Origin of the sequence: Streptomyces sp. NBC_01478 (assembly GCF_036227225.1) — a bacterium.
Taxonomy (GTDB): domain Bacteria; phylum Actinomycetota; class Actinomycetes; order Streptomycetales; family Streptomycetaceae; genus Streptomyces.
Map to the genome: position 1 here is coordinate 7,333,487 of NZ_CP109444.1, position 18,141 is coordinate 7,351,627.

At 68.3% G+C, this 18,141-nt stretch carries 21 protein-coding genes; 14 read left to right on the forward strand and 7 right to left on the reverse strand.

Annotation, left to right across the window (positions count from 1 at the left end; genetic code table 11):
* Window positions 1-119 precede the first annotated feature (119 nt).
* Together OG223_RS33350 and OG223_RS33355 are read right to left on the reverse strand one after the other, a co-directional pair.
* Window positions 120-536: a hypothetical protein gene (locus OG223_RS33350; RefSeq protein WP_329256497.1), complete on the reverse strand. Its 417-nt coding sequence runs from the start codon at window positions 534-536 to the stop codon at window positions 120-122.
* Window positions 537-649: 113 nt separating this feature from the next.
* On the reverse strand, window positions 650-2,338 hold the full coding sequence (locus OG223_RS33355; protein WP_329256499.1) for a chitinase: 1,689 nt from the start codon (window positions 2,336-2,338) through the stop codon (window positions 650-652).
* 375 nt (window positions 2,339-2,713) lie between these two features.
* Between OG223_RS33355 and OG223_RS33360 the strand changes: the two genes are divergently transcribed.
* From OG223_RS33360 to OG223_RS33425, 14 genes are all read left to right on the forward strand, one after another.
* Complete coding sequence (locus tag OG223_RS33360; RefSeq protein ID WP_329265613.1) at window positions 2,714-3,523, forward strand: hypothetical protein; 810 nt, start codon at window positions 2,714-2,716, stop codon at window positions 3,521-3,523.
* 152 nt (window positions 3,524-3,675) lie between these two features.
* Window positions 3,676-4,389, forward strand: a complete 714-nt coding sequence (gene cpaB / locus OG223_RS33365; protein WP_329256500.1) for a Flp pilus assembly protein CpaB — start codon at window positions 3,676-3,678, stop codon at window positions 4,387-4,389.
* Between the two features lie 9 nt (window positions 4,390-4,398).
* The gene (locus OG223_RS33370) at window positions 4,399-5,649 is read left to right on the forward strand and encodes an AAA family ATPase (protein ID WP_329256502.1); all 1,251 of its coding nucleotides are present in this window, start codon (window positions 4,399-4,401) and stop codon (window positions 5,647-5,649) included.
* A gap of 5 nt (window positions 5,650-5,654) precedes the next feature.
* Window positions 5,655-6,059 carry a TadE family protein gene (locus tag OG223_RS33375; protein WP_329256504.1) on the forward strand — a complete coding sequence of 135 codons (405 nt, stop codon included), beginning with the start codon at window positions 5,655-5,657 and terminating at the stop codon, window positions 6,057-6,059.
* A 1-nt stretch (window position 6,060) separates the two neighbouring features.
* Window positions 6,061-6,414, forward strand: a complete 354-nt coding sequence (locus OG223_RS33380) for a TadE/TadG family type IV pilus assembly protein (RefSeq protein ID WP_329256506.1) — start codon at window positions 6,061-6,063, stop codon at window positions 6,412-6,414.
* A 73-nt stretch (window positions 6,415-6,487) separates the two neighbouring features.
* Window positions 6,488-7,828, forward strand: coding sequence for a CpaF family protein (locus OG223_RS33385; protein ID WP_033285200.1), 1,341 nt, complete (start codon window positions 6,488-6,490; stop codon window positions 7,826-7,828).
* Window positions 7,829-7,839: 11 nt separating this feature from the next.
* Window positions 7,840-8,781, forward strand: coding sequence for a type II secretion system F family protein (locus tag OG223_RS33390; protein ID WP_329256508.1), 942 nt, complete (start codon window positions 7,840-7,842; stop codon window positions 8,779-8,781).
* A 16-nt stretch (window positions 8,782-8,797) separates the two neighbouring features.
* Window positions 8,798-9,688, forward strand: coding sequence for a DUF5936 domain-containing protein (locus OG223_RS33395; protein WP_329256510.1), 891 nt, complete (start codon window positions 8,798-8,800; stop codon window positions 9,686-9,688).
* Window positions 9,689-9,718: 30 nt separating this feature from the next.
* Window positions 9,719-11,323: a sensor histidine kinase gene (locus OG223_RS33400; protein WP_329256512.1), complete on the forward strand. Its 1,605-nt coding sequence runs from the start codon at window positions 9,719-9,721 to the stop codon at window positions 11,321-11,323.
* Between the two features lie 77 nt (window positions 11,324-11,400).
* Window positions 11,401-12,276 carry a response regulator transcription factor gene (locus tag OG223_RS33405; RefSeq protein WP_329256514.1) on the forward strand — a complete coding sequence of 292 codons (876 nt, stop codon included), beginning with the start codon at window positions 11,401-11,403 and terminating at the stop codon, window positions 12,274-12,276.
* Window positions 12,277-12,487: 211 nt separating this feature from the next.
* The gene (locus tag OG223_RS33410) at window positions 12,488-12,685 is read left to right on the forward strand and encodes a Flp family type IVb pilin (protein ID WP_329256516.1); all 198 of its coding nucleotides are present in this window, start codon (window positions 12,488-12,490) and stop codon (window positions 12,683-12,685) included.
* On the forward strand, window positions 12,685-13,281 hold the full coding sequence (locus tag OG223_RS33415; RefSeq protein ID WP_329256518.1) for a pilus assembly protein TadG-related protein: 597 nt from the start codon (window positions 12,685-12,687) through the stop codon (window positions 13,279-13,281). Before OG223_RS33410 ends, OG223_RS33415 begins: the two co-directional genes overlap by 1 nt.
* A gap of 34 nt (window positions 13,282-13,315) precedes the next feature.
* Window positions 13,316-13,894: a hypothetical protein gene (locus tag OG223_RS33420; RefSeq protein WP_329256520.1), complete on the forward strand. Its 579-nt coding sequence runs from the start codon at window positions 13,316-13,318 to the stop codon at window positions 13,892-13,894.
* 7 nt (window positions 13,895-13,901) lie between these two features.
* Complete coding sequence (locus tag OG223_RS33425; RefSeq protein ID WP_443073771.1) at window positions 13,902-14,537, forward strand: OmpA family protein; 636 nt, start codon at window positions 13,902-13,904, stop codon at window positions 14,535-14,537.
* Window positions 14,538-14,646: 109 nt separating this feature from the next.
* Here the strand turns inward: OG223_RS33425 and OG223_RS33430 are convergent, their stop codons facing one another.
* The 5 genes from OG223_RS33430 to OG223_RS33450 all read right to left on the reverse strand — a co-directional run bounded on the left by OG223_RS33430 (window position 14,647) and on the right by OG223_RS33450 (window position 18,122).
* Complete coding sequence (locus tag OG223_RS33430) at window positions 14,647-15,159, reverse strand: hypothetical protein (RefSeq protein ID WP_329256521.1); 513 nt, start codon at window positions 15,157-15,159, stop codon at window positions 14,647-14,649.
* A 56-nt stretch (window positions 15,160-15,215) separates the two neighbouring features.
* A complete protein-coding gene (locus OG223_RS33435) occupies window positions 15,216-15,713 on the reverse strand; it encodes a hypothetical protein (RefSeq protein WP_329256523.1) in 498 nt (165 codons plus the stop codon).
* A gap of 80 nt (window positions 15,714-15,793) precedes the next feature.
* Window positions 15,794-17,179, reverse strand: a complete 1,386-nt coding sequence (locus tag OG223_RS33440) for a hypothetical protein (protein WP_329256525.1) — start codon at window positions 17,177-17,179, stop codon at window positions 15,794-15,796.
* 13 nt (window positions 17,180-17,192) lie between these two features.
* Window positions 17,193-17,579 (reverse strand): hypothetical protein, encoded by a 387-nt coding sequence (locus OG223_RS33445; protein ID WP_329256527.1) that lies wholly within the window; start codon window positions 17,577-17,579, stop codon window positions 17,193-17,195.
* 186 nt (window positions 17,580-17,765) lie between these two features.
* Complete coding sequence (locus tag OG223_RS33450) at window positions 17,766-18,122, reverse strand: DUF4333 domain-containing protein (protein ID WP_329256529.1); 357 nt, start codon at window positions 18,120-18,122, stop codon at window positions 17,766-17,768.
* Window positions 18,123-18,141: the final 19 nt, after the last annotated feature.

Genomic DNA, 18,141 nt, shown 5'->3' on the forward strand with positions numbered 1-18,141 from the left:
CGGACATGAACTCTCGGCCCACGGGGGCGAGTTCGTTGCTTCCCCGCGCGAGATCGGTGCTGGTCGTCACCGGCCGTCTCCGAACCCGGTCCACCGGCGCACCCGTCGGTCCGACGGAGTCACAACGTCCCGAACACCACTCCGCGCCAGGTCCAGCCCGCTTGGAGGACGGCACTCCGCAGGTGGTCGCGCGGTTCCGCGGTGTCGAGGCGGAAAGTCTCCGTCGCTTCCAGGCGCCCGCTGTCCCTGCGTTCGACGGTCCATCGGCGGGTGACGGTCCTGTCGGGCCCGCGTGAGTATCCCGATGTGATCCGCAGTCGCGGAGGGCTGCCGACCCGGGTGACCTCGCGCTGCTCCTCAAGCACGCGCACCTCTCGGTCCTCCTCGACGATCCGCATCCGGATCTGGACAGCACGAGTGAGCCGGGACTCGACGAAGAAGTTCTGCCGGGCGGGTTCGGCGATCCGCCACTCGGCCACCAGATCGGCCTGTTCCGCGGCGCCGTGGCGGATGACGTACGGGAGATCGGGCTGCACAAGAATCGCCGGTTCCGGTGCTTCGGGCAGGTTGACGAGTCGGGGACGAGGGGCCGGCCGATGATCGGCCGGCCCCTCGTCCCCTCTCGTTCACTGCCGATTACTTCGGTCCGCTACGGCAGCGCGTGCACATGCGCTCCCACCGAGTTCGACCACGAACTGCCCGCCGCCGCGTCCCAGTTGGTCGACCAGGTCATCGCGCCCCGGAGGTCGGGGTAGGTCTTCGACGGCTTGAAGGAGCCGCAGTTGGTGCCGGCCGCGAGGCAGTCGAGGGCGTTGTTCACGATGGTGGGGGAGACGTAGCCGCTGCCGGCCGCGCTCGTCGAGGCCGGGAGGCCCAGGCCCACCTGGGACGGGGAGAGGCCGCCCTGCAACTGGATGCAGGCGAGGGCCGTCAGGAAGTCCACCGTGCCCTGGCCGTAGACCTTGCCGTCGCAGCCCAGCATCGTGCCGCTGTTGTAGTACTGCATGTTGACGACCGTGAGGATGTCCTTGATGTTCAGGGCCGTCTGGAAGTACGCGTTCGACGTCGACTGCATGTCGATCGTCTGGGGGGCCATCGTGATGACGAGGGACGAGCCCGCCTTCGACGACAGGGACCTCAACGCCTGTGTCATGTACGTCGCGTTGATGCCGTTCTCCAGGTCGATGTCGACGCCGTCGAAGCCGTACGTCTGCATCAGGGAGTAGACCGAGTTGGCGAAGTTCGTCGCGGACGTCGAGTCGCTCACCGAGATCGTGCCGTTCTGGCCGCCGATCGAGATGATCACCTTCTTGCCGGCCGCGTGCTTGGCGACGATGTCCGCCTTGAACTGGTCGACCGTGTAGCCGCCGAGGCCGGACGAGTCGAGCGTGAAGGAGACCGCGCCCGGAGTTGAGGTCGCGTCCGCGAAGGCCACCGCGATGATGTCGTACTGGGAGGAGACGGCCGAGAGCTTCTGGACGGTCGCGCCGTTGTTGAAGTTCTGCCAGTAGCCGGTCACCGCGTGCTTCGGGACGGTGCCGCCTCCGCCGCCGCCGGTCGCCGTCGTCGTGCCCGTCACCGCCGTCGACTTCCCCGACTCACCGGCCGAGTTGGTCGCCGTGACCTGGAAGGAGTACGACGTGGAGGCCGCAAGTCCCGTGATCGTGGCGGACGTTCCGGTCACCGCCGTGATCTTCGTGCCGTCGCGGTAGACGTTGTAGCCCGTCGCTCCCGACACCGCGCTCCAGGCCAGGGAGACCGAGGAGGAGGTCGTGGAGGAGACGCTCACGCCCGTCGGTGTCGCCGGGACCGTCGGGGCCGGGTCGCTGCCACCGCCGCCGTCCGGGCCGTAGACCGAGAGGTCGTCCGCGTAGTACGCCGCCTGTCCGTACCAGCCGTGCGTGTACACCGAGACGGACGTGGTCGAGGCGCCCGTCGTGAACGTCGTCGACAACTGCTTCCAGGACGTGGTGTCGGGGGTCCAGGTCGACACGTCCGTCGTGCCCGTGCCCGTCACGCCCAGGTAGGAGTAGCCGCCCTGCACCCACGCGCTCAGTGTGTACGTCGAGTTGGGCTTGACCGCCACCGACTGGGTGCACTGCGCGTTGTCCTGGCCGGCCGGGGTGCCCTTCAGCGCGGCCGCGCCGCCGTGCACCGGGGACGAGACGGTCGTGCCGCTGCCCGCCGTACAGGTCCAGTTGGTCAGGCCCGACTCGAAGCCGGCGTTCTTGGCGTTGTTGATGTCGGCGGCGGACGCCTGGCCGGTGCCCGCGAAGGAGAGAGCGAGGGCGGCCATGGCGACCCCGGCCCACAGACGTCTGTTCCTGAGTACGGGCATGCCTGGTGCGCGGTCCACTGATGCCTCCGGTGGGGGAGTTTGGAGGGGACTGTGACGACGGTGGCCACCGCTGGAGTTCAAGAGTTGGTCCAGACCAATCTGGTGTCAAGAGGTCCAGACCAACTTCTCCGGCGGTGACTTGGGTGCCCCGGCGCCGACCAGTTGCTCGACCTGCCCCGGTTTGGCGTGTTGTGTGCGATGACAGTTGCCGCACAGCTACAGAAACGCTGTTCTCCGGTCACAGGGGCGTGGTTACAGTGCTGAGGTAGTCACGCAATGAAGTCAACTCGGCGTACCGGAGTAATACCGGCGAGCCGACAGGCGTGAAACGGGGAGCTGAGCGTGCCAACTGCCATTGCCGTGACCAGCGCCGACATGGCGCTGCCGCCACAGGACGAACGGACCCTGCCCGCCGTCGTCCTGCGGGACCTGGATCAACGACCGCTGGACCAGGCGCTGTCGGAGATGCAGGCCCTGCTCGACCAGCACGGGCATGTCGTCGTCGTGTCCTCGCAGGCCGTGTCCGAGGGCGTCGACCGACGGCTGCACACGATCCGCTCCATCCTGGAGAGCGACCGGATCGCCCTGTTCCGCCCGAATCTGCCCCCGCTCGGACTCGCCGTCCTGGCCCGCCAGTTGAGGCAGCTCGCGACCTGCGACCTCAGCCCCGGAGTGCTCGCCTCGGCCGGCCGGCTGCTCACCCACTACATCCACGCCGGCGCGGTCCTCGGCTCGGTCACCCGACTGGACCGGGTCCCCGTCGGCCTCAAGTCGCACGCCAAGTCCTGGGTGCCCGGCAGTCAGTTCGCGGTGATCGCCCACCCCGAGCCGCAGTTGGTCCGGGTCGGCCCCGGAGTCACGCTGGAGGGGCCGGAGTTCGGCACCTGGATGCTGGTCGCCAAGGGGCAGTTGCAGTCCGACTGGATCGGCACCACCCTCGCCCCGGCGTGGAACGCGATGGGGCTGCGCGAGGCCACCCTGCCCGCCGAGTCGGTGACGTGGTGGGGCACGAGCAAGATGATCGAGTTCTGTACGTTTCTGCCCGACCTGTCGGTGCTGTACCAACTGGTCACCTCTGTACGGCAGTCCGTGTGCCACTGGTGCGGTATCGACGTCATCGGCGACCGTTGTGTCTTCTGCTCCGCCACACCGCCCGTTCACGAGAACCAAACATCGAGCGGATAAGTCCTCAACTCACAGGACACGCTTACAGCACACGAATACGGCACACGCGTTCGCCAGACCCGGTTCGTCTCGCTTGATCCCGCTCGATCCGCTCGTCCGCTCGATCCGCTCATTTCCGCTCGACCGATATCCCCGATGAGGTTGTACGGTTCATGAACTCCCGTCAGCGCCGCGGCGTGATACTCCTGCTCCTGTCGGTGATCTGCGCCCTCGGCGCGTTCGCCGGCGTCCTCTCCGTCATCCGTGACGTGAAGTCCAAGGTCGGTCCCGAGGTCACGGCGTACCAGGTCAAGGACAGCGTGGCGCCCTACACGGCTCTCACCGCCGCCCAGTTCAAGAAGATCGAGATGCCCAAGCGGTGGCTGTCGGACACCGCCGTGACCGATCTCGACCAGATCAAGGGCAAGATCGCGGTGACCACCCTGCGCGGGGGCTCCCTGCTCCAGACCGACATGATCGTGGACCAGCCCGCCCTGCAGCCGGGGCAGCAGGAGGTCGCCATCATGATCGACGCGGCGACCGGCGTCGCCGGCAAGATCGACCCGGGTTCCACGGTCAACGTGTACGCCACCTTCGAGGGCGCGAAAGAGGGCGACCCCGACCAGTCGAAGATCATCGTGGAGAACGCGAAGGTCATCGACGTCGGCCACATCACCGCCCTCGACCCGGGCAGCAACAGCGACAAGAACCAGCAGGGGTCCACCAACGGCGTGCCGATCACCTTCGCGCTCTCCACGCTCGACGCCCAACGGATCACCTACGCCGAGTCGTTCGCCGAGCGGGTCCGGCTCGCGCTGGTGGCACCCGGCGGCGATACGACCGTGCCCGACAAGGACCGGACGTACGAACTCGCGAAGGACAAGTGAGAGGCCGGCATGCCCACCAGGATTCTTCCGGCGGTCGGTGACGCGGACGCCATCCGCGCCATCACGACCCTGCTCAGCCAGCTCCCGGACGCCGACCCGGTGGCCCCGGTGGCCGACTCGACGCAGCTCATCGACACCCTGGCCCGGCTCGCCGCCGAGTCCGTCGACGAGCTGCCCGAGGTCGTGGTGGTGCATGAACGCATCGGTCCCGTCCCCGCGTTGGAGCTGGTCCGCGAGGTCGCGCTGCGCTTCCCCGCGGTGGGCGTCATCCTCGTCACCACGGACGCCAGCCCCGGCCTCTTCCAGGCCGCCATGGACTCCGGCGCCCGCGGCCTCATCGCCCTGCCGCTGAGCTACGAGGAGTTGGCCAACCGCGTGCAGGCCGTCGCCGCCTGGTCGGTGGGCGTACGGCGCCATCTGGGCCACGGCGGCGATGTGTTCACCGGCGTCGGCGGCACCGTCGTCACGGTCAGCGGGGCCAAGGGCGGGGTCGGCGCGACCCTCGCTGCGATCCAACTCGCCCTCGCCGCCCAGGCGTCGGGCCGCAGCGCCGCGCTCGTCGACATGGACCTGCAGACCGGGGACATCGCCTCCTACCTGGACGTCCAGTTCCGCCGCTCGGTCGTCGACCTCGCCGCGATCACCGACATCTCGCCGCGTGTCCTGGCCGACGCCGTGTTTCGGCACGACACCGGGATCGCGCTGCTGCTCGCCCCCGGCGAGGGCGAACGCGGCGAGGAGGTCACCGACCGGGCCGCCCGCCAGATCGTCAGCGCGCTGCGCTCCCGCTACGAGGTCGTCGTCATCGACTGCGGCGCCCAGATGAGCGGCGCGAGCGCGGCGGCCGTCGAAATGGCCGACACGGCCCTGCTGTTCACCACCCCGGACGTGGTCGCCGTACGCGCAGCGAAGCGCACCGTCCGCATGTGGGACCGGCTCCAGATCCGCAAGGCGGAGGAGACGACGATCGTCGTCAACCGGCACACGCGCGGTACGGAGATCCAGCCCGCGCTCATCCAGCGGATCACCGGCACGGCGGTCGCCGCCACCGCGATCCCCGCCAACTTCAAGGAACTCCAGGGCGCGGTGGACGCGGGCAGCCTCCACGAACTCGACAACAAGAGCGTGGTGAAACAGGCCCTTTGGGGTCTCGCGGGCGAACTGGGACTGGTCAAGGTCCCCGAAGTCGCCCAGAAGAGCGGGCGGTCGCGGGGCGGCGGCGACCGCGGCTCGGTGAGCTTCCGGCGCCGTAGGGAGTGAGGGGGATGCGTATGTCCGTATCCGGACGGGATCGAGACCGGGATCGAGACCGGGGCCAGGTCACCATCGAGTTCCTCGGCATGACCCCGCTGATCATTCTGACGCTGGTGCTGATGTGGCAGTTCGCGCTGGTGGGGTACACGTTCTCGCTCGCGGGGAATGCTGCGGACGAGGCGGTGCGGGCCGGGACGGCGGCCGCGCCGGGCGGCGCGCGCACCGCCGCCTGCCAACAGGCGGGCCTGGACAAGCTGGACGGCGCGTGGAAGGGGGACGCCACGGTGAGCTGCGGCGGCACGGGTTTCGTCACGGCCGACGTCTCCCTCAAGGTGCCCGTCCTCTTCCCGGGCTCCATCGGCTTCCCCTTCACGGTGCACGCTCACGCGGGCGCCGTAGAGGAGGCGAAGGACTGACATGTCCTACGGCCCTCGCGCGCGCGACCGCGGCCAAGTCGCCATCGAATACCTCGGGTTCATCCCGGTCCTGATCCTCGTCACGCTGGCGGCGGTGCAGCTCGGGCTGGTCGCGTACACCGCGGAGCAGGCGGGGACGGCCGCCCGGGCGGGGGCGCGCAGTGCCTCGCTCCAGCAGGGCGCTCAGCCGGCGTGCAGCGAGGCGGTCAGCGACTGGCTCTCGGTCAGTTGCCCGGCGTCGTTCGGCGGCGACACGGTCACGGTCACCGCCACCATCCACATCCCGTCCGTCATCCCCGGCTACGACGGCTTCGGAGACGCCAGCAAGACCGCCACCATGCCGCTCGACCACTGAACGACAGAGAACAACTGAGAACACCTGAGAACACCTGGGTTCGACTGAACAAGGAGCGAGGAGCACAGCACTCATGGGTCTGCGGGAACGTGTCAACCATCCCGAGGAGAACGGCCATCGGGGCGAGGACGGCCACATGGTCGCCTCGTACCGCGCCAAACTCCTGGAGGAGATCGACCTCGCGGAGATGAGCGCGCTGGCCGCCGCCGAGCGACGGGCCCGGCTTGAGCGGGTGCTCGGGCACATCATCAGCCGTGAGGGTCCGGTCCTCTCGACCGTCGAGCGCTCGCAGTTGATCCGCCGGGTCGTCGACGAGGCGCTCGGCCTCGGCATACTCGAACCGCTCCTGGAGGACGCGTCGATCACCGAGATCATGGTGAACGGCCCGGACGCGATCTTCGTCGAACGCGGCGGCCGGGTCGAGCAGTTGCCGCTCCGCTTCCCCTCCCACGACCAACTGATGCAGACCATCGAGCGGATCGTGTCGACGGTCAACCGCCGTGTGGACGAGTCGAATCCGATGGTCGACGCACGGCTGCCGTCCGGCGAGCGCGTCAACGTGATCATCCCGCCGCTGTCGCTGACCGGCGCCACGCTCACCATCCGCCGCTTCCCGCGCTCCTTCACGCTCCAGGAGATGGTCGGCTTCGGCTCGCTCGACGAGCACATGCTGTATCTCCTCGCGGGCCTGGTGCACGCGAAGTTCAACATCATCGTGTCCGGCGCCACCGGCACCGGGAAGACGACCCTCCTCAACGCGCTCTCCGGCCTGATCCCGGAGACCGAGCGCATCATCACCATCGAGGACTCCGCCGAACTCCAGCTCCAGCAGTCGCACGTCATCCGCCTGGAGGCGCGCCCGCCGAACGTCGAGGGCAAGGGCCAGGTCACCATCCGCGACCTGGTGCGCAACTCGCTGCGTATGCGCCCGGATCGGATCGTCGTAGGTGAGGTCCGAGGCGGCGAATCGTTGGACATGCTCCAGGCGATGTCGACGGGCCACGACGGTTCACTCGCCACGGTCCACGCGAACAGCGCGGAGGACGCGCTGATGCGCCTCAAGACCCTGGCGTCCATGTCCGAGGTGGAGATCCCCTTCGAAGCGCTGCACGACCAGATCAACAGCGCCATCGACGTCATCATCCAGCTCACCCGCTTCGCCGACGGCGCCCGCCGCATCACCGAGATCGCCCTCCTCGACAGCCACGGCAGCGAGCCGTACCGGCTGGCGACGGTGGCCCGCTTCAGCCCGCAGCCCATCTCCGCCGACGGCCGGGTCTACGGCACCTTCGAGTACTTCCCGCTCTCCCGCCGCACCGCCGACCGGCTCTACATGGCGAGCCAGCCCCTGCCGCAGGCCTTCGGCGTCGCCCACACCGCGGAACAGCTCGCCCTCAGAGAAGCCAGTAGGTAGGGACCGACCCCATGGATCTCCAGACGATCGTCACGCTCACCACCGGCATCACCCTGCTGACCTGTGTCCTGGGCGTCGCCGGCCTGCACGCCTACGCCATGGGCAGGGCACAGCGCGCGGCCCTGGTCGACCGCCTCACCTCGACCGGGCAGATCCAGGTCGGCCGCACCCGCCGCTTCCGCGACCTGGACCGCAGACTGCGCCGTACGCGCCTCGGCCGGCAGCTCGAACTGCGGCTGGCGGCCACCGGGTTGGACATGACGCCGGGCGAGTTCTTCGTCTACATGCTGGCCACGGTCGCGGCGCTCTGGCTGATCGGGCAGGCGTCCCTGGCGCCCTTCTTCGGCCCGATCGCCGGGCTGCTGGGCGTCGGGGTGGCGATCCAGTTCCTCAACTGGCAACGCCAGAAGCGCATCGAGAAGTTCATCAACCAACTCCCCGAAATGGCCCGCATCATGGCCAACGCCACCCACGCCGGCCTCGCGCTGCGCACCGCGATCAGCATGGCCGCGGAGGAGCTGGAGGCACCGGCGGGCGAGGAACTCGCCAAGGTGGCCAACCAGTTGGCGGTGGGCGCCTCGATGGACGACGCGCTGAGCGAGCTGGCGGACCGCCTCCCGTCCCGCGAACTCGTCGTCCTGGTAACCACATTGGTGCTCTCCAACAGGGCGGGCGGCCAGGTGGTCAGCGCCCTGCGCAACCTCACGGAGACCCTGGAGGAACGCAAGGAGACCCGCCGCGAGGTCCGCACCCAGCTCTCCCAGGTCAACATGACGTCGTACGCCGTCCCGGCGATGGGCGTGGGCGCCCTCTTCCTGATGAACGGCGTCAAACCCGGCGCCCTGGAGAAGATGACGGGCTCCCCGATCGGCCAGGCCTGCGTGATCATCGCGTTCGGGCTGTACGCGGTGGGCTTCATCCTCATCCGCCGCCTGTCCCGCATCGACGTCTGAGGGGAGGAGGACAGACATGGTGGCACTCGTCCTCGGACTGGCCATGGGCCTCAGTGTGTGGGGCATCTTCGCGGGCATCCGCATGTACCGCGCGGACGTGAAACTGCCGAGCGACCTGGTCCTGGCCCTGGAGGTCGGCGCGACCCGCACGGGCGCGGTCGACTCCCTCATCGACCGCATGGGCATGCGCTACGCCCCGGCGGTCCTGCGGCTGATGGGCCCCAAGCTGGTCGCCAAGTACCGCCGCAGGATAGACCTCGCGGGCAACCCCGGCGGCCTGACCATCGACCGCTACGCGGCCCGCCGCGCGGTCTACGGCTTCCTCGGCGGCTTCGGCGGTCTGCTGATGCTGCTGGAGGGGCACTACATCGTCGCGATCATCCTGTTCGCCTTCGCCGCGTTCTGGACGGAGGTCGGCATCTGGTCGGCGATCCGCATCCGCCGGGACGTGATCGAACGGACCCTGCCGGACTTCTTGGACGTGCTGGCGGTGGTGGTGAGCGCGGGGCTGGGCTTCCGCCAGGCGCTCGACCGGGTGGCGTCGAAGTACGAGGGCCCGTGGGCGGACGAACTCCGCATCACGCTACGGCAGATGGACCTCGGCATGAGCCGCCGCGCGGCCTTCACGGAACTGCGCCGCCGCAACGACAGCGAGCAAGTGGCCATGTTCGTCACGGCGTTGCAGCAGGGCGAGGAGCTGGGCGCGCCGATCGTCGACACGCTGGTGTCCCTGGCCAAGGACATGCGCCGCACGGACGCGCAGAACGCGCGGCGGAAGGCGGCGCGGGCGGTCCCCAAGGCCACCATGATGATCACCACGTTCATGGTCCCGGCCACGATGCTGCTCCTCGGCGCGGGCCTCCTCCTCGGCTCCGGCACGGACTTCAGCACGATCACGGGCAAGTAAGCGGGAACGGGAACGGGGGTGACTTGAACGATGGCGACCACGGAGGGACGCGAACGCACGCGACTGCTGCGCCGGCGACCCAGGCCGACGGAGATCACGACACCACCGGCCGGGACGGTGCTGCCGGACCATGTGCGGTCGGGGGCGACGGACATTCCGGTGACGTCGGTGACGCCGGCGTTGCCGGAGGGATGGGCGCGAGCAAGCTCCACCCCGGCGAGGCTGCCGGGGATACCGGCGCAGCCGGGGGCGGAAGGACCGGGGGCGGCAGGGCCGGCCGCCGACGGTGAAGGCGCCCCACAGGGGCCACCGTCACCTGACGACGAAAGCCGCACGGGCGGTGCGGGCGGTGTGGGTGGTGCGGGCGGTGCGGGCGGGAAAACGATCCCGGCCGGAGGCCGGGGAGTGGCTCTCCCCATCCAGATCAGCGCCCTACAGGCAATGTGCCGGCAGGTCTTCGGCTTCCGCCTCGCGATGATCGCCCTGGCCGCCCCCTCCGCCCTCCTCAACGCCACCCCAGGCGTGGCCACCCGCCTGGTGGGCGCAGCCGTAGTGGTCACCTTCATGGCCTCCTACGTCCTGTTCAGAGACTGGGAACGCTTCGGCCCGGTCCTCCTCCGCCACCCCTCCCTCCTCGCCCTGGACACCCTCTTCGGCTCCCTCCTCCTGATCTCGGCAGGGCCCACCAGCACGCTCGCGTACGTCAGCGTCTGCACCCCCCTCCTCGCCGGCATCGTCTACGGCTGGCGAGGCGCCGCCGCCTTCGCGAGCCTCCAGGCGCTGATCCTGCTGCTGGCGCAGACCGTCGCGGCCGACGCCCACAAGGTCGTGGCGCAGACCGTCCTGCTCCCCGGCCTGTGCGTGATCGCCGGCGCGGTGGGAGTGACCCTGCGCAAACTGATGCTCCGCTTCGGCGAGGCCACGACCGCCTTGACGACGGTCCAGGCCCGACTGGCCGTGACGGAGGCGGTAGGAGCGGAACGAGCCCGCCTGGCACGCGAGTTGCACGACTCGGTGGCCAAGACCCTGCACGGTGTGGCGCTCGCGGCGGACGGCCTGGCCGGTTCGGCGGGCGCGGAGCACATGAACCCGACCCTGATCAGACAGCAGGCGGAGCTGGTGGCCCGCTCGGCGCGCAGGGCGGCCGCGGAGTCCCGGGAACTCCTGGCGGACCTGCGGCGCGAGTCCAACCCGGCCGAGGGCACCGACGTACTCGTGGAACTGGCCGCCCGCACAAGGGACTTCAGCACCAGGACCGGCCTGCCCACGACCTACCGCCCGACGGGCGAACACGGCGTACCGCCGGTCCCGCCCGCCGTGGCCCGTCAGCTCCTCACCATCGCGACGGAGGCGATGGAGAACGCCCACCGCCACGCGACCCCGACCAAGCTCGACGTGGAGGCAGGGGTCCACGACGACCTCCTGCGCATCAGCGTCTACGACGACGGCCGCGGCCTGCCCGCCGGCACCACCCTGGAACAACTGCGCAGGGCAGGCCACTTCGGCCTGGTCGGCATGGTCGAACGGGCGGCGTCGGTCGGCGCCCGTATCCGCATCGGCCGGGGCGGCCACGACACGGGCACCGAGGTCCGCCTCGAACTGCCCCTGGAAGCCCTGACGACAGCGAAGACGTAACACCACGCATCACGCACCACGCACCACGCACACGTACGAAGACAAGCGCGACGACGATGACCCGAGAGGAGGCAGCCATGCCGGACCACACGACGCCCCACCCCGGCGCGCCGCAGCCGCCACCGAACCCGTTCCCCGACTTCCCGCAGCCCGCCCCGACTTCGGTGCTCCGGGTCGTGGTGGTCGACGACAACCCGGTGGTCCGGGCCGGTCTGACGGCCCTGCTGTCGGGCCGCGCGGACATCACGGTCGTAGCGGAGGCGGCGGACGGCCGCGAGGCCTACGAGGCGGCACACCTGCACCGCCCCGACGTGGTCCTCCTGGACGTCCGCATGCCGGGCGTCGACGGCATCTCGGCGCTTCCGTACCTGGTGCGGATCGCGCCGGTCGTGATGCTCACGTACAGCAGGGAGTCGGAGATCGTCCAGGAGGCGCTGCGGCGCGGAGCGGGCGGTTATCTGGTCCACGGCGAGTTCACGGCGGACGAACTGGTGGCCGCCGTAAGGGACATCAGGCAGGGCAGGGCCCATTTCACGCCATCGGCGGCGGGCGCGCTGCTGGCGCAGCTCAGACAGCAGCAGGCGGCCGGTTCACTGCCCGAGGGCCTGGGCTCCTACGAGTCTCAACTAAGTGCGAATGCACACGGGATAGAACCCTCGACAGCCCGGCCATCACTGACTTCTGCCAAAACACTTTCGCAACTGCAACCGAATGTGGGACAGTTGTCGTCGGACAGGTCACGGTTCCAACTGAGCGCGAGGGAGGCGGAGATCATGGACCACATCGCGTCCGGCATGACCAACCAGCAGATCGCCGCCACCTGCTTCATCTCCGAGAAGACCGTCAAGAACCACATCAACCGCATCTTCGCCAAGCTCCACAGCACCAGCCGCTCCGAGGCAGCGGCCAAGTGGCTTGGTACGACGCCGGGTTCGGCCCGAGGACTGGGGTGACCGATGACGCGGCGGCGGGGGACCCAACTGCCGGGCCTACGGCCCCGGTTCGGCGACGGGCGGGCCCAGTGCGAAGACAGGGACTCCGATTGGGCCCGATTTTGGGCCCTGGGACCCTCTGGCGTACCTCTGGAACGGGCATACCGTTCTCATGTCGAGAGCGGCACCGGCGACGAGGAAGCCGGTAACGCGTCATTCGGAGGGGAACAGTATGAGCAACTGGATCAACACCACCGTGACGTACCTTCAGACTCGCGCCGCCCGCAGCGACAAGGGCCAGACCGCGGTGGAGTACCTGGGAATCATCGCGGTGGTTGTCGCGATCGTGCTGGCGATCACGGGTACGGACATCGGCAAGTCGATCTTCGACGCGATCACGACGAAAATCACCGAGGTCACCGGCACCTGATGCGGCCCCGTAGGTACAGCGACGCAGGGCAGGCCTTCCCCATCTACATCACGGTGGTGGCGGGCCTGCTCTTTCTCGCGTTCGCCTACGTCGCGGTCGGCCAAGCCGCAGTGAACCGGGGCGGCGCCCAGACGGCCGCGGACGCGGCAGCGCTCGCGGCGGCCCAGGACACCCGGGATCAACTTGCGGGCAAGTGGGTGGCGGTCGTACTCGACCCGACCAAGTGGCAGGACATCTTCGACGGCATCGCAGAGGGGCTCACCCCCTCGTGCGGACGTGCCGACGAGCTCGCGGGGCAGAATGACGCTGGTGTCGGCAACTGCACCCAGACGGGGCCCCTGAGCTTCTCGGTCGAGGTCAAGACCAACAAGCCCGTCGGAGATTCGATCGTCCCCGGTACGGAGGGCATGTACTCGAAAGCCCATGCCACCGCCGTGATCGAGCCACTCTGTACGTTCCAACTCCCCGGTGAGGACGCCGGGGACAACGTGCTGCCGAAGCTCACCTGCAAGGACAGGGACTGGGACCTCGACCCGACGGATCTCGCCGACCTGCCTGGACCCGAGGATCTCTTCGACGTCCACCTGGCCGACTGACAAGCGAACGACGAGTGATGAAGGAAGCGGAGTCATGAGCATTCGGTTCACAACGAAGGCCCGCAAGGGGATGGTTGCGGCGACCGTCGCGGCCGGTCTGGCCCTCGGTATGGCCGGCTGCGGCGGAGGCGACGGCGACAAGAAGCCCGACGCGACGGCTTCCGCTTCCAAGGGCACTGGATCCAACCCGAGTGCTCAGGAAGGCCAGTCGGACGAGCCATTGGCCGAACTCAGGGGCTCGGACGGGCTGGTTCTCGATATCACCTCTGCGGAGCGGGACTCCGGAGGTTTCCTCACCGTCAACGCGGATCTGAAGAATGACGGAAGCAAGACGGCCATCATCTCTTCCCAGCTCACGGGTAACGAGACCGAGATCATGAAGAACGGCCAGTCCTTCGGTGGGGCCACGCTTGTGGACTCCAAGGGGAAGAAGCGCTACTACGTGCTGCGTGACACGGACGGGAGGCCGCTCACCACCACAGGCCTCACGACGATCAAGGCAGGCGACACAAAGGCCGTCTTCATACAGTTCCCGGCCCCCCCGTCGACCACCACCGAAGTCTCCTTCGAACTACCGACGTTCTCCGTCGCCACGATCAAGATCTCCGGGTGACGCGGCCGTGACCACCACTCCCCGTCTCGCCCTGGTCGTGACCGCCGCCACGATCATGGTCGCCGCGAACATCGTCGGCGCGGTGGCGGCACACGCCGACGACACCCCGAGCCCGAGCGTCCCACCGGGCACCGAGGCCTCGGCCTCCGCCCCGGTGACGGTCGACCCGAACGACCCGGACCTCAAACTCCCCGAGGGCGCGACGCTCGCCGACCCCAAGGTCCTGGACATCAAGTCGGTCGTGGAGGACCAGGGCGGTGAGGAACGCCGTGAGGACACCAACTCGGACGTCACCTTCGCCCTCCAGGCCGAGGTCCTCTTCAGCAAGGACAGTTCCAAGCTGAGCGCCGAGTCGAAGTCCCGTATCGACGCGATCGCCGAGGAGATCAAGAAGCAGAACGCGACCACGGTCCGCGTCTTCGGCTTCACCGACAACCTCGGCTCGTCGGCCCACGGCGACGTCCTGTCCAAGCAGCGCGCCGACGCCGTACAGGCCGTCCTGGACTCGGACTTGAACAACCCGAACATCACCTTCGAGGTGCGCGGCTACGGCGAGCAGTACCCGATCGCCGACAACTCGACGGAGGCCGGCCGCAAGAAGAACCGAAGGGTCGAGGTGACGTTCCCGCGCACGGGGAGCTGACCGTTTCCTCCGCCTCGACGTGGCAATGGGAAGATCCGGGCCGCCTATGGCCTCCGCAAGGCCTGGCGCCGGCCGTTGGAACCGGCCCGGACCTTCCCGTCTTCCCACCTCACAGCTTGCCGAAGACCACTCCCCGCCAGGTCCAACCGGACCTGAGCACGGTGTCGCGCAGGGGCTCGCGCATTTCGGCGCTGTCGAAACGGAAGGTCTCCGCCGCCTCAAGGTGACCGTCGGCCCCACGCCCGAGGGTCCAACGACGGCTGACGGTCCGGCTGGGTCCGCGTGTGTACGCCGAAGTCTTCTGGAGCCTCGTCGGAGTACCGACTCGACTCAGCTCCCACTGTTCCTCAAGGGCGCGTACCTCGTGCTCCTTGTGGTCCAGGCGCATCCGGATCTGGACGGTGTGACTGATCTGGGACCGGACGAAGACCTGCTGCCAGGCCGGTTCGGTCAACCGCCACTCCGCGAGCAGGTCGCACCGCTCGCCGCCGCCGTAACGGATGACGTAGGGAACCTCGGGCCGGTTGAGCCCGAACAATGCCTCCCGCAAGTCCTGCCCCGGGACCGGCGACACCCCCTCGGGTGGGTGCTGGGTGCCAGTGAGCTTGTCGAAGAGTCCCATGAGGCCAACCTATGAAGGCCGGTGCGGCGGCACAAGCGTCGTCCCCACCCGCGAAACTACGGAGTCACACCCTCGCCCGGACGGATGGTTCGCACCACGCTCCGGAAGTCGTCCAGCAGAGCGAGATGCCGTGACGCGGTGGAGGTGAGCATCAGGCGTATCACGACCCGCGTGTGGGGATCGTTGACGTCGAGCAGAGAAAGGTACACCTGCGACTGGAGGAGGTCGTGGCTTCGCTGAGCCAGGACGACCGAGAAGGCCAGGGTCTGCGTGAGGCCAGGAGCATCTGCGGAGCCGGTCTCACGTCGGTCGATGACCCTGATCGACGTGACGGATTCGCTCATGAGACCCACCGACTCGTCGGCGATGCGGGGCAGCGTCGTCGTGTCGGGACGGTACTCGCCGTCGACGGTGATGTTCGGGGTGAAGCCGGCGTCCGACAGCAGATGGACGGCGACGAACGCCGCGCCGGGTGCGCCGACTTCGTCCGGAGGCACGGCTCGCCAGCCTTGAGGTACATCGAACTGGATCGGGATCGGCAGGGTCGTCGGCATCGAGAGGTTTCCTTCCTCCGAAGGCGCATCCGCGGCGCCGAGCCACGTGAGCGACGCTTCAGAGTGCTTCGGTGATGGTTTCAGAACACGCTGGTGACCGCCTGCCCGAACGAACTCACACCATGACCCACGGCGTCGGCCAGGTCGCCTGCGGTGTGGACGACCTTGTCCGGGTCGACGGTGAAGTCGAAGCCCACTTCCCCGCCAAGGGCGGGAGAGAGACCGACTTTGGTGCTGAATTCCCACACGTCTTCGTTGTTCTTGCCAAGGTCCAGGCTTGCCTCGGCACCGGGACCGGCCCACCCCTCGGAGGAGAAGCCCGCCGACACTCCGCCGAGATCCGCACCGAACTCGCCGCCGCCCTTGGCACCCGCGAAGGCGTTGCCACCCACGTGCACACCCTCTTTGTCACCCCCCGTATTCGCGTTGGCCTCGGCACCCGCCGTGGCCTCGGCCTTGGCGGAGACGCCGAGCGGGCCGACATTGACGCTGCCCTCGGACGAGCCCGCAGCCCCCGCGAAGGCGCTCGCGTCTCCTTCCGCGCCGTTTCGGGTGATGCCGCCGCTGGCTGAGCCCTTGGCACCCGCGTAGGCATCGGCCTTTCCGTCGAGTGTCCACGGCCCTCTGGTGAGCGAGCCCTCGGCGCTCGCGCTGCCCAGGTCGGCGTGTGCCTCTGCCTCGCCGAGTTTGCCGGATGCGATGTCCGGCCCCTCTGCGCTCGCCCCGGCGCCGAGGCCGGACGTCTCTGTCTTGCCCTCGGATTTCCAACCGTCGGGTTTGGTCCGGGCGGCTTCGCGCCTGGCCTCGTCCTCATAGGTCTTGATGTTGCCGTGAGCTTGGCTGTTGAAGCCAGTCAGCGTGCCGTCACTGAGATCGGAGTCGATCACCACCCGAGTGAGGGCATTCTCGACCTCGGTGTCGGTGTCGCTCACCGCCTTCACGAGCCGATTGATCTCCGCCTGCCATGAGGCGACAGCCTTGCCCACTGTCTGCTGGTAGTCGGGGTCGTGGTGCAAGGCCGTGCGTTCGCCCTCGCTCAGCTTCGTGGTGTCGTAGGAGACCAGACCTTGCTCGGAGACCGCCATGCCCGCCTTGACAGCATCCTCTCGGGCGGACTCCAGTTTCTTTCGGAGACCCGTGAAGTCCGTGTGGGCCTCACGGAGTAGTGAGGCCAGTGCCTTGGCCTCGATCTGTGCGGCCTGGAACTGCTTGAGCGTGGTGTCGAAGCGTCCGCTCGCCGCGTCCGCGCTCAACCCCGACCAGCCCGGACTCAGGGTGATGCCGTATACGTCCCGCCGGTAGGCGGACTCCTGTTTGTGGAGCTCCTTCGCCATCCCGTCCCAGCGCTCTGAGGCTGTTGTGAGCGCGGACAGATCGGTCGTCATGATCTCGTGATACGCCGGCATGGATTTCCCGTTGTCATTGCCAAGCTGTCTGCGAGTCGAGGCCGCGGCCCAACTGAGCACCGTGGCTTGCCCGTCAGTACCCAGAGAGTGCCGACACCGCGTTCGTGTCCGACCCGACCTGGAAGTCCGTGGTCTGCAATGTGGTGTTGGTGCTGCGCAGTGCCGCCTTGTCCGAGCCGAGCCTGTTCATCAGGTTCGTCACTTGCTCGCCCCAGGCCGTGTGCGCCCTTTTCAGTGCTCCCGAGGTGCGCCATCCGTCGCGGAACGCCTTGACCGCCCCGTTGGTTTCCGTGTCCGCGTGGCCTGCGGCTTTGCGCGTGTCGGGCTCGATGTGCTGCTCAATGGCGTTGGCCGCCGCCTGTTTCTGGGCCGGTGAGGAAACGAGGTTCTTCTGGCCCTCGGGCAGTCCCTGAGCGGTCGGGGAGCCTCCGATATCGCCCGGTATCTGGTTCAGTTGCATCCCGACGGGTTGTGCTGTCGCGCTGTTGTTCGGACCTGCCTCTGTCATCAGCCGCACCCCCTCGCGTTGCCGCTTTCCAGCGCTGGCCCGGCGTTCGTCCCGACTGCACCGATCCGATCGTCGCCGTCACGGCTGTGTTCCCTCGCCCATATTAAGGAATCGGACTCAACTGTCTTTGGATGCTGGCTAGTTCGAGGCCGGAGAAGCTTTGTCATCGGCCTTGAAATCGTAGTGGATCTGGCCGCCGCTGACAGAGGTGACCTTGACCGTCACGCCCAAGGTGCTGCCGTCGTCCGCCGTGAGCGTGCAGCGCGAGGTGGTACCGACCTTGCCGACGAGGTCCTCGGGGCAGGAGACGTCCGGTTTCGACTGTCCTGTGGCGGCGGCGAGCTTTTCGGAGAGCGTGCTGGAAAGCTTGTCCGCGGAGAGCTTCGGCGGCGTGGACTTCTTGACCTCGACGGAAGCTGAGCAGCCCAACAGCAGCGTGCCGGCCGCGATGGCCGCGAGGATCGACAGGCCTGTGGTCGTCGGGACTTTGAACATCGTGTACTCCTGGTCGGCC

Excerpts from the sequence above, each read along its gene's own strand:
- OG223_RS33415 (WP_329256518.1), top strand. The coding sequence starts at position 12,685 with ATGCGGCCCCGTAGGTACAGCGACGCAGGGCAGGCCTTCCCCATCTAC.
- cpaB (WP_329256500.1), top strand. The coding sequence starts at position 3,676 with ATGAACTCCCGTCAGCGCCGCGGCGTGATACTCCTGCTCCTGTCGGTG.
- OG223_RS33430 (WP_329256521.1), bottom strand. The coding sequence starts at position 15,159 with ATGGGACTCTTCGACAAGCTCACTGGCACCCAGCACCCACCCGAGGGG.
- OG223_RS33400 (WP_329256512.1), top strand. The coding sequence starts at position 9,719 with ATGGCGACCACGGAGGGACGCGAACGCACGCGACTGCTGCGCCGGCGA.
- OG223_RS33445 (WP_329256527.1), bottom strand. The coding sequence starts at position 17,579 with ATGCAACTGAACCAGATACCGGGCGATATCGGAGGCTCCCCGACCGCT.
- OG223_RS33380 (WP_329256506.1), top strand. The coding sequence starts at position 6,061 with ATGTCCTACGGCCCTCGCGCGCGCGACCGCGGCCAAGTCGCCATCGAA.
- OG223_RS33420 (WP_329256520.1), top strand. The coding sequence starts at position 13,316 with ATGAGCATTCGGTTCACAACGAAGGCCCGCAAGGGGATGGTTGCGGCG.
- OG223_RS33355 (WP_329256499.1), bottom strand. The coding sequence starts at position 2,338 with ATGCCCGTACTCAGGAACAGACGTCTGTGGGCCGGGGTCGCCATGGCC.
- OG223_RS33405 (WP_329256514.1), top strand. The coding sequence starts at position 11,401 with ATGCCGGACCACACGACGCCCCACCCCGGCGCGCCGCAGCCGCCACCG.
- OG223_RS33390 (WP_329256508.1), top strand. The coding sequence starts at position 7,840 with ATGGATCTCCAGACGATCGTCACGCTCACCACCGGCATCACCCTGCTG.
- OG223_RS33360 (WP_329265613.1), top strand. The coding sequence starts at position 2,714 with ATGGCGCTGCCGCCACAGGACGAACGGACCCTGCCCGCCGTCGTCCTG.
- OG223_RS33370 (WP_329256502.1), top strand. The coding sequence starts at position 4,399 with ATGCCCACCAGGATTCTTCCGGCGGTCGGTGACGCGGACGCCATCCGC.
- OG223_RS33385 (WP_033285200.1), top strand. The coding sequence starts at position 6,488 with ATGGGTCTGCGGGAACGTGTCAACCATCCCGAGGAGAACGGCCATCGG.
- OG223_RS33450 (WP_329256529.1), bottom strand. The coding sequence starts at position 18,122 with ATGTTCAAAGTCCCGACGACCACAGGCCTGTCGATCCTCGCGGCCATC.
- OG223_RS33375 (WP_329256504.1), top strand. The coding sequence starts at position 5,655 with ATGCGTATGTCCGTATCCGGACGGGATCGAGACCGGGATCGAGACCGG.
- OG223_RS33410 (WP_329256516.1), top strand. The coding sequence starts at position 12,488 with ATGAGCAACTGGATCAACACCACCGTGACGTACCTTCAGACTCGCGCC.
- OG223_RS33395 (WP_329256510.1), top strand. The coding sequence starts at position 8,798 with ATGGTGGCACTCGTCCTCGGACTGGCCATGGGCCTCAGTGTGTGGGGC.
- OG223_RS33435 (WP_329256523.1), bottom strand. The coding sequence starts at position 15,713 with ATGCCGACGACCCTGCCGATCCCGATCCAGTTCGATGTACCTCAAGGC.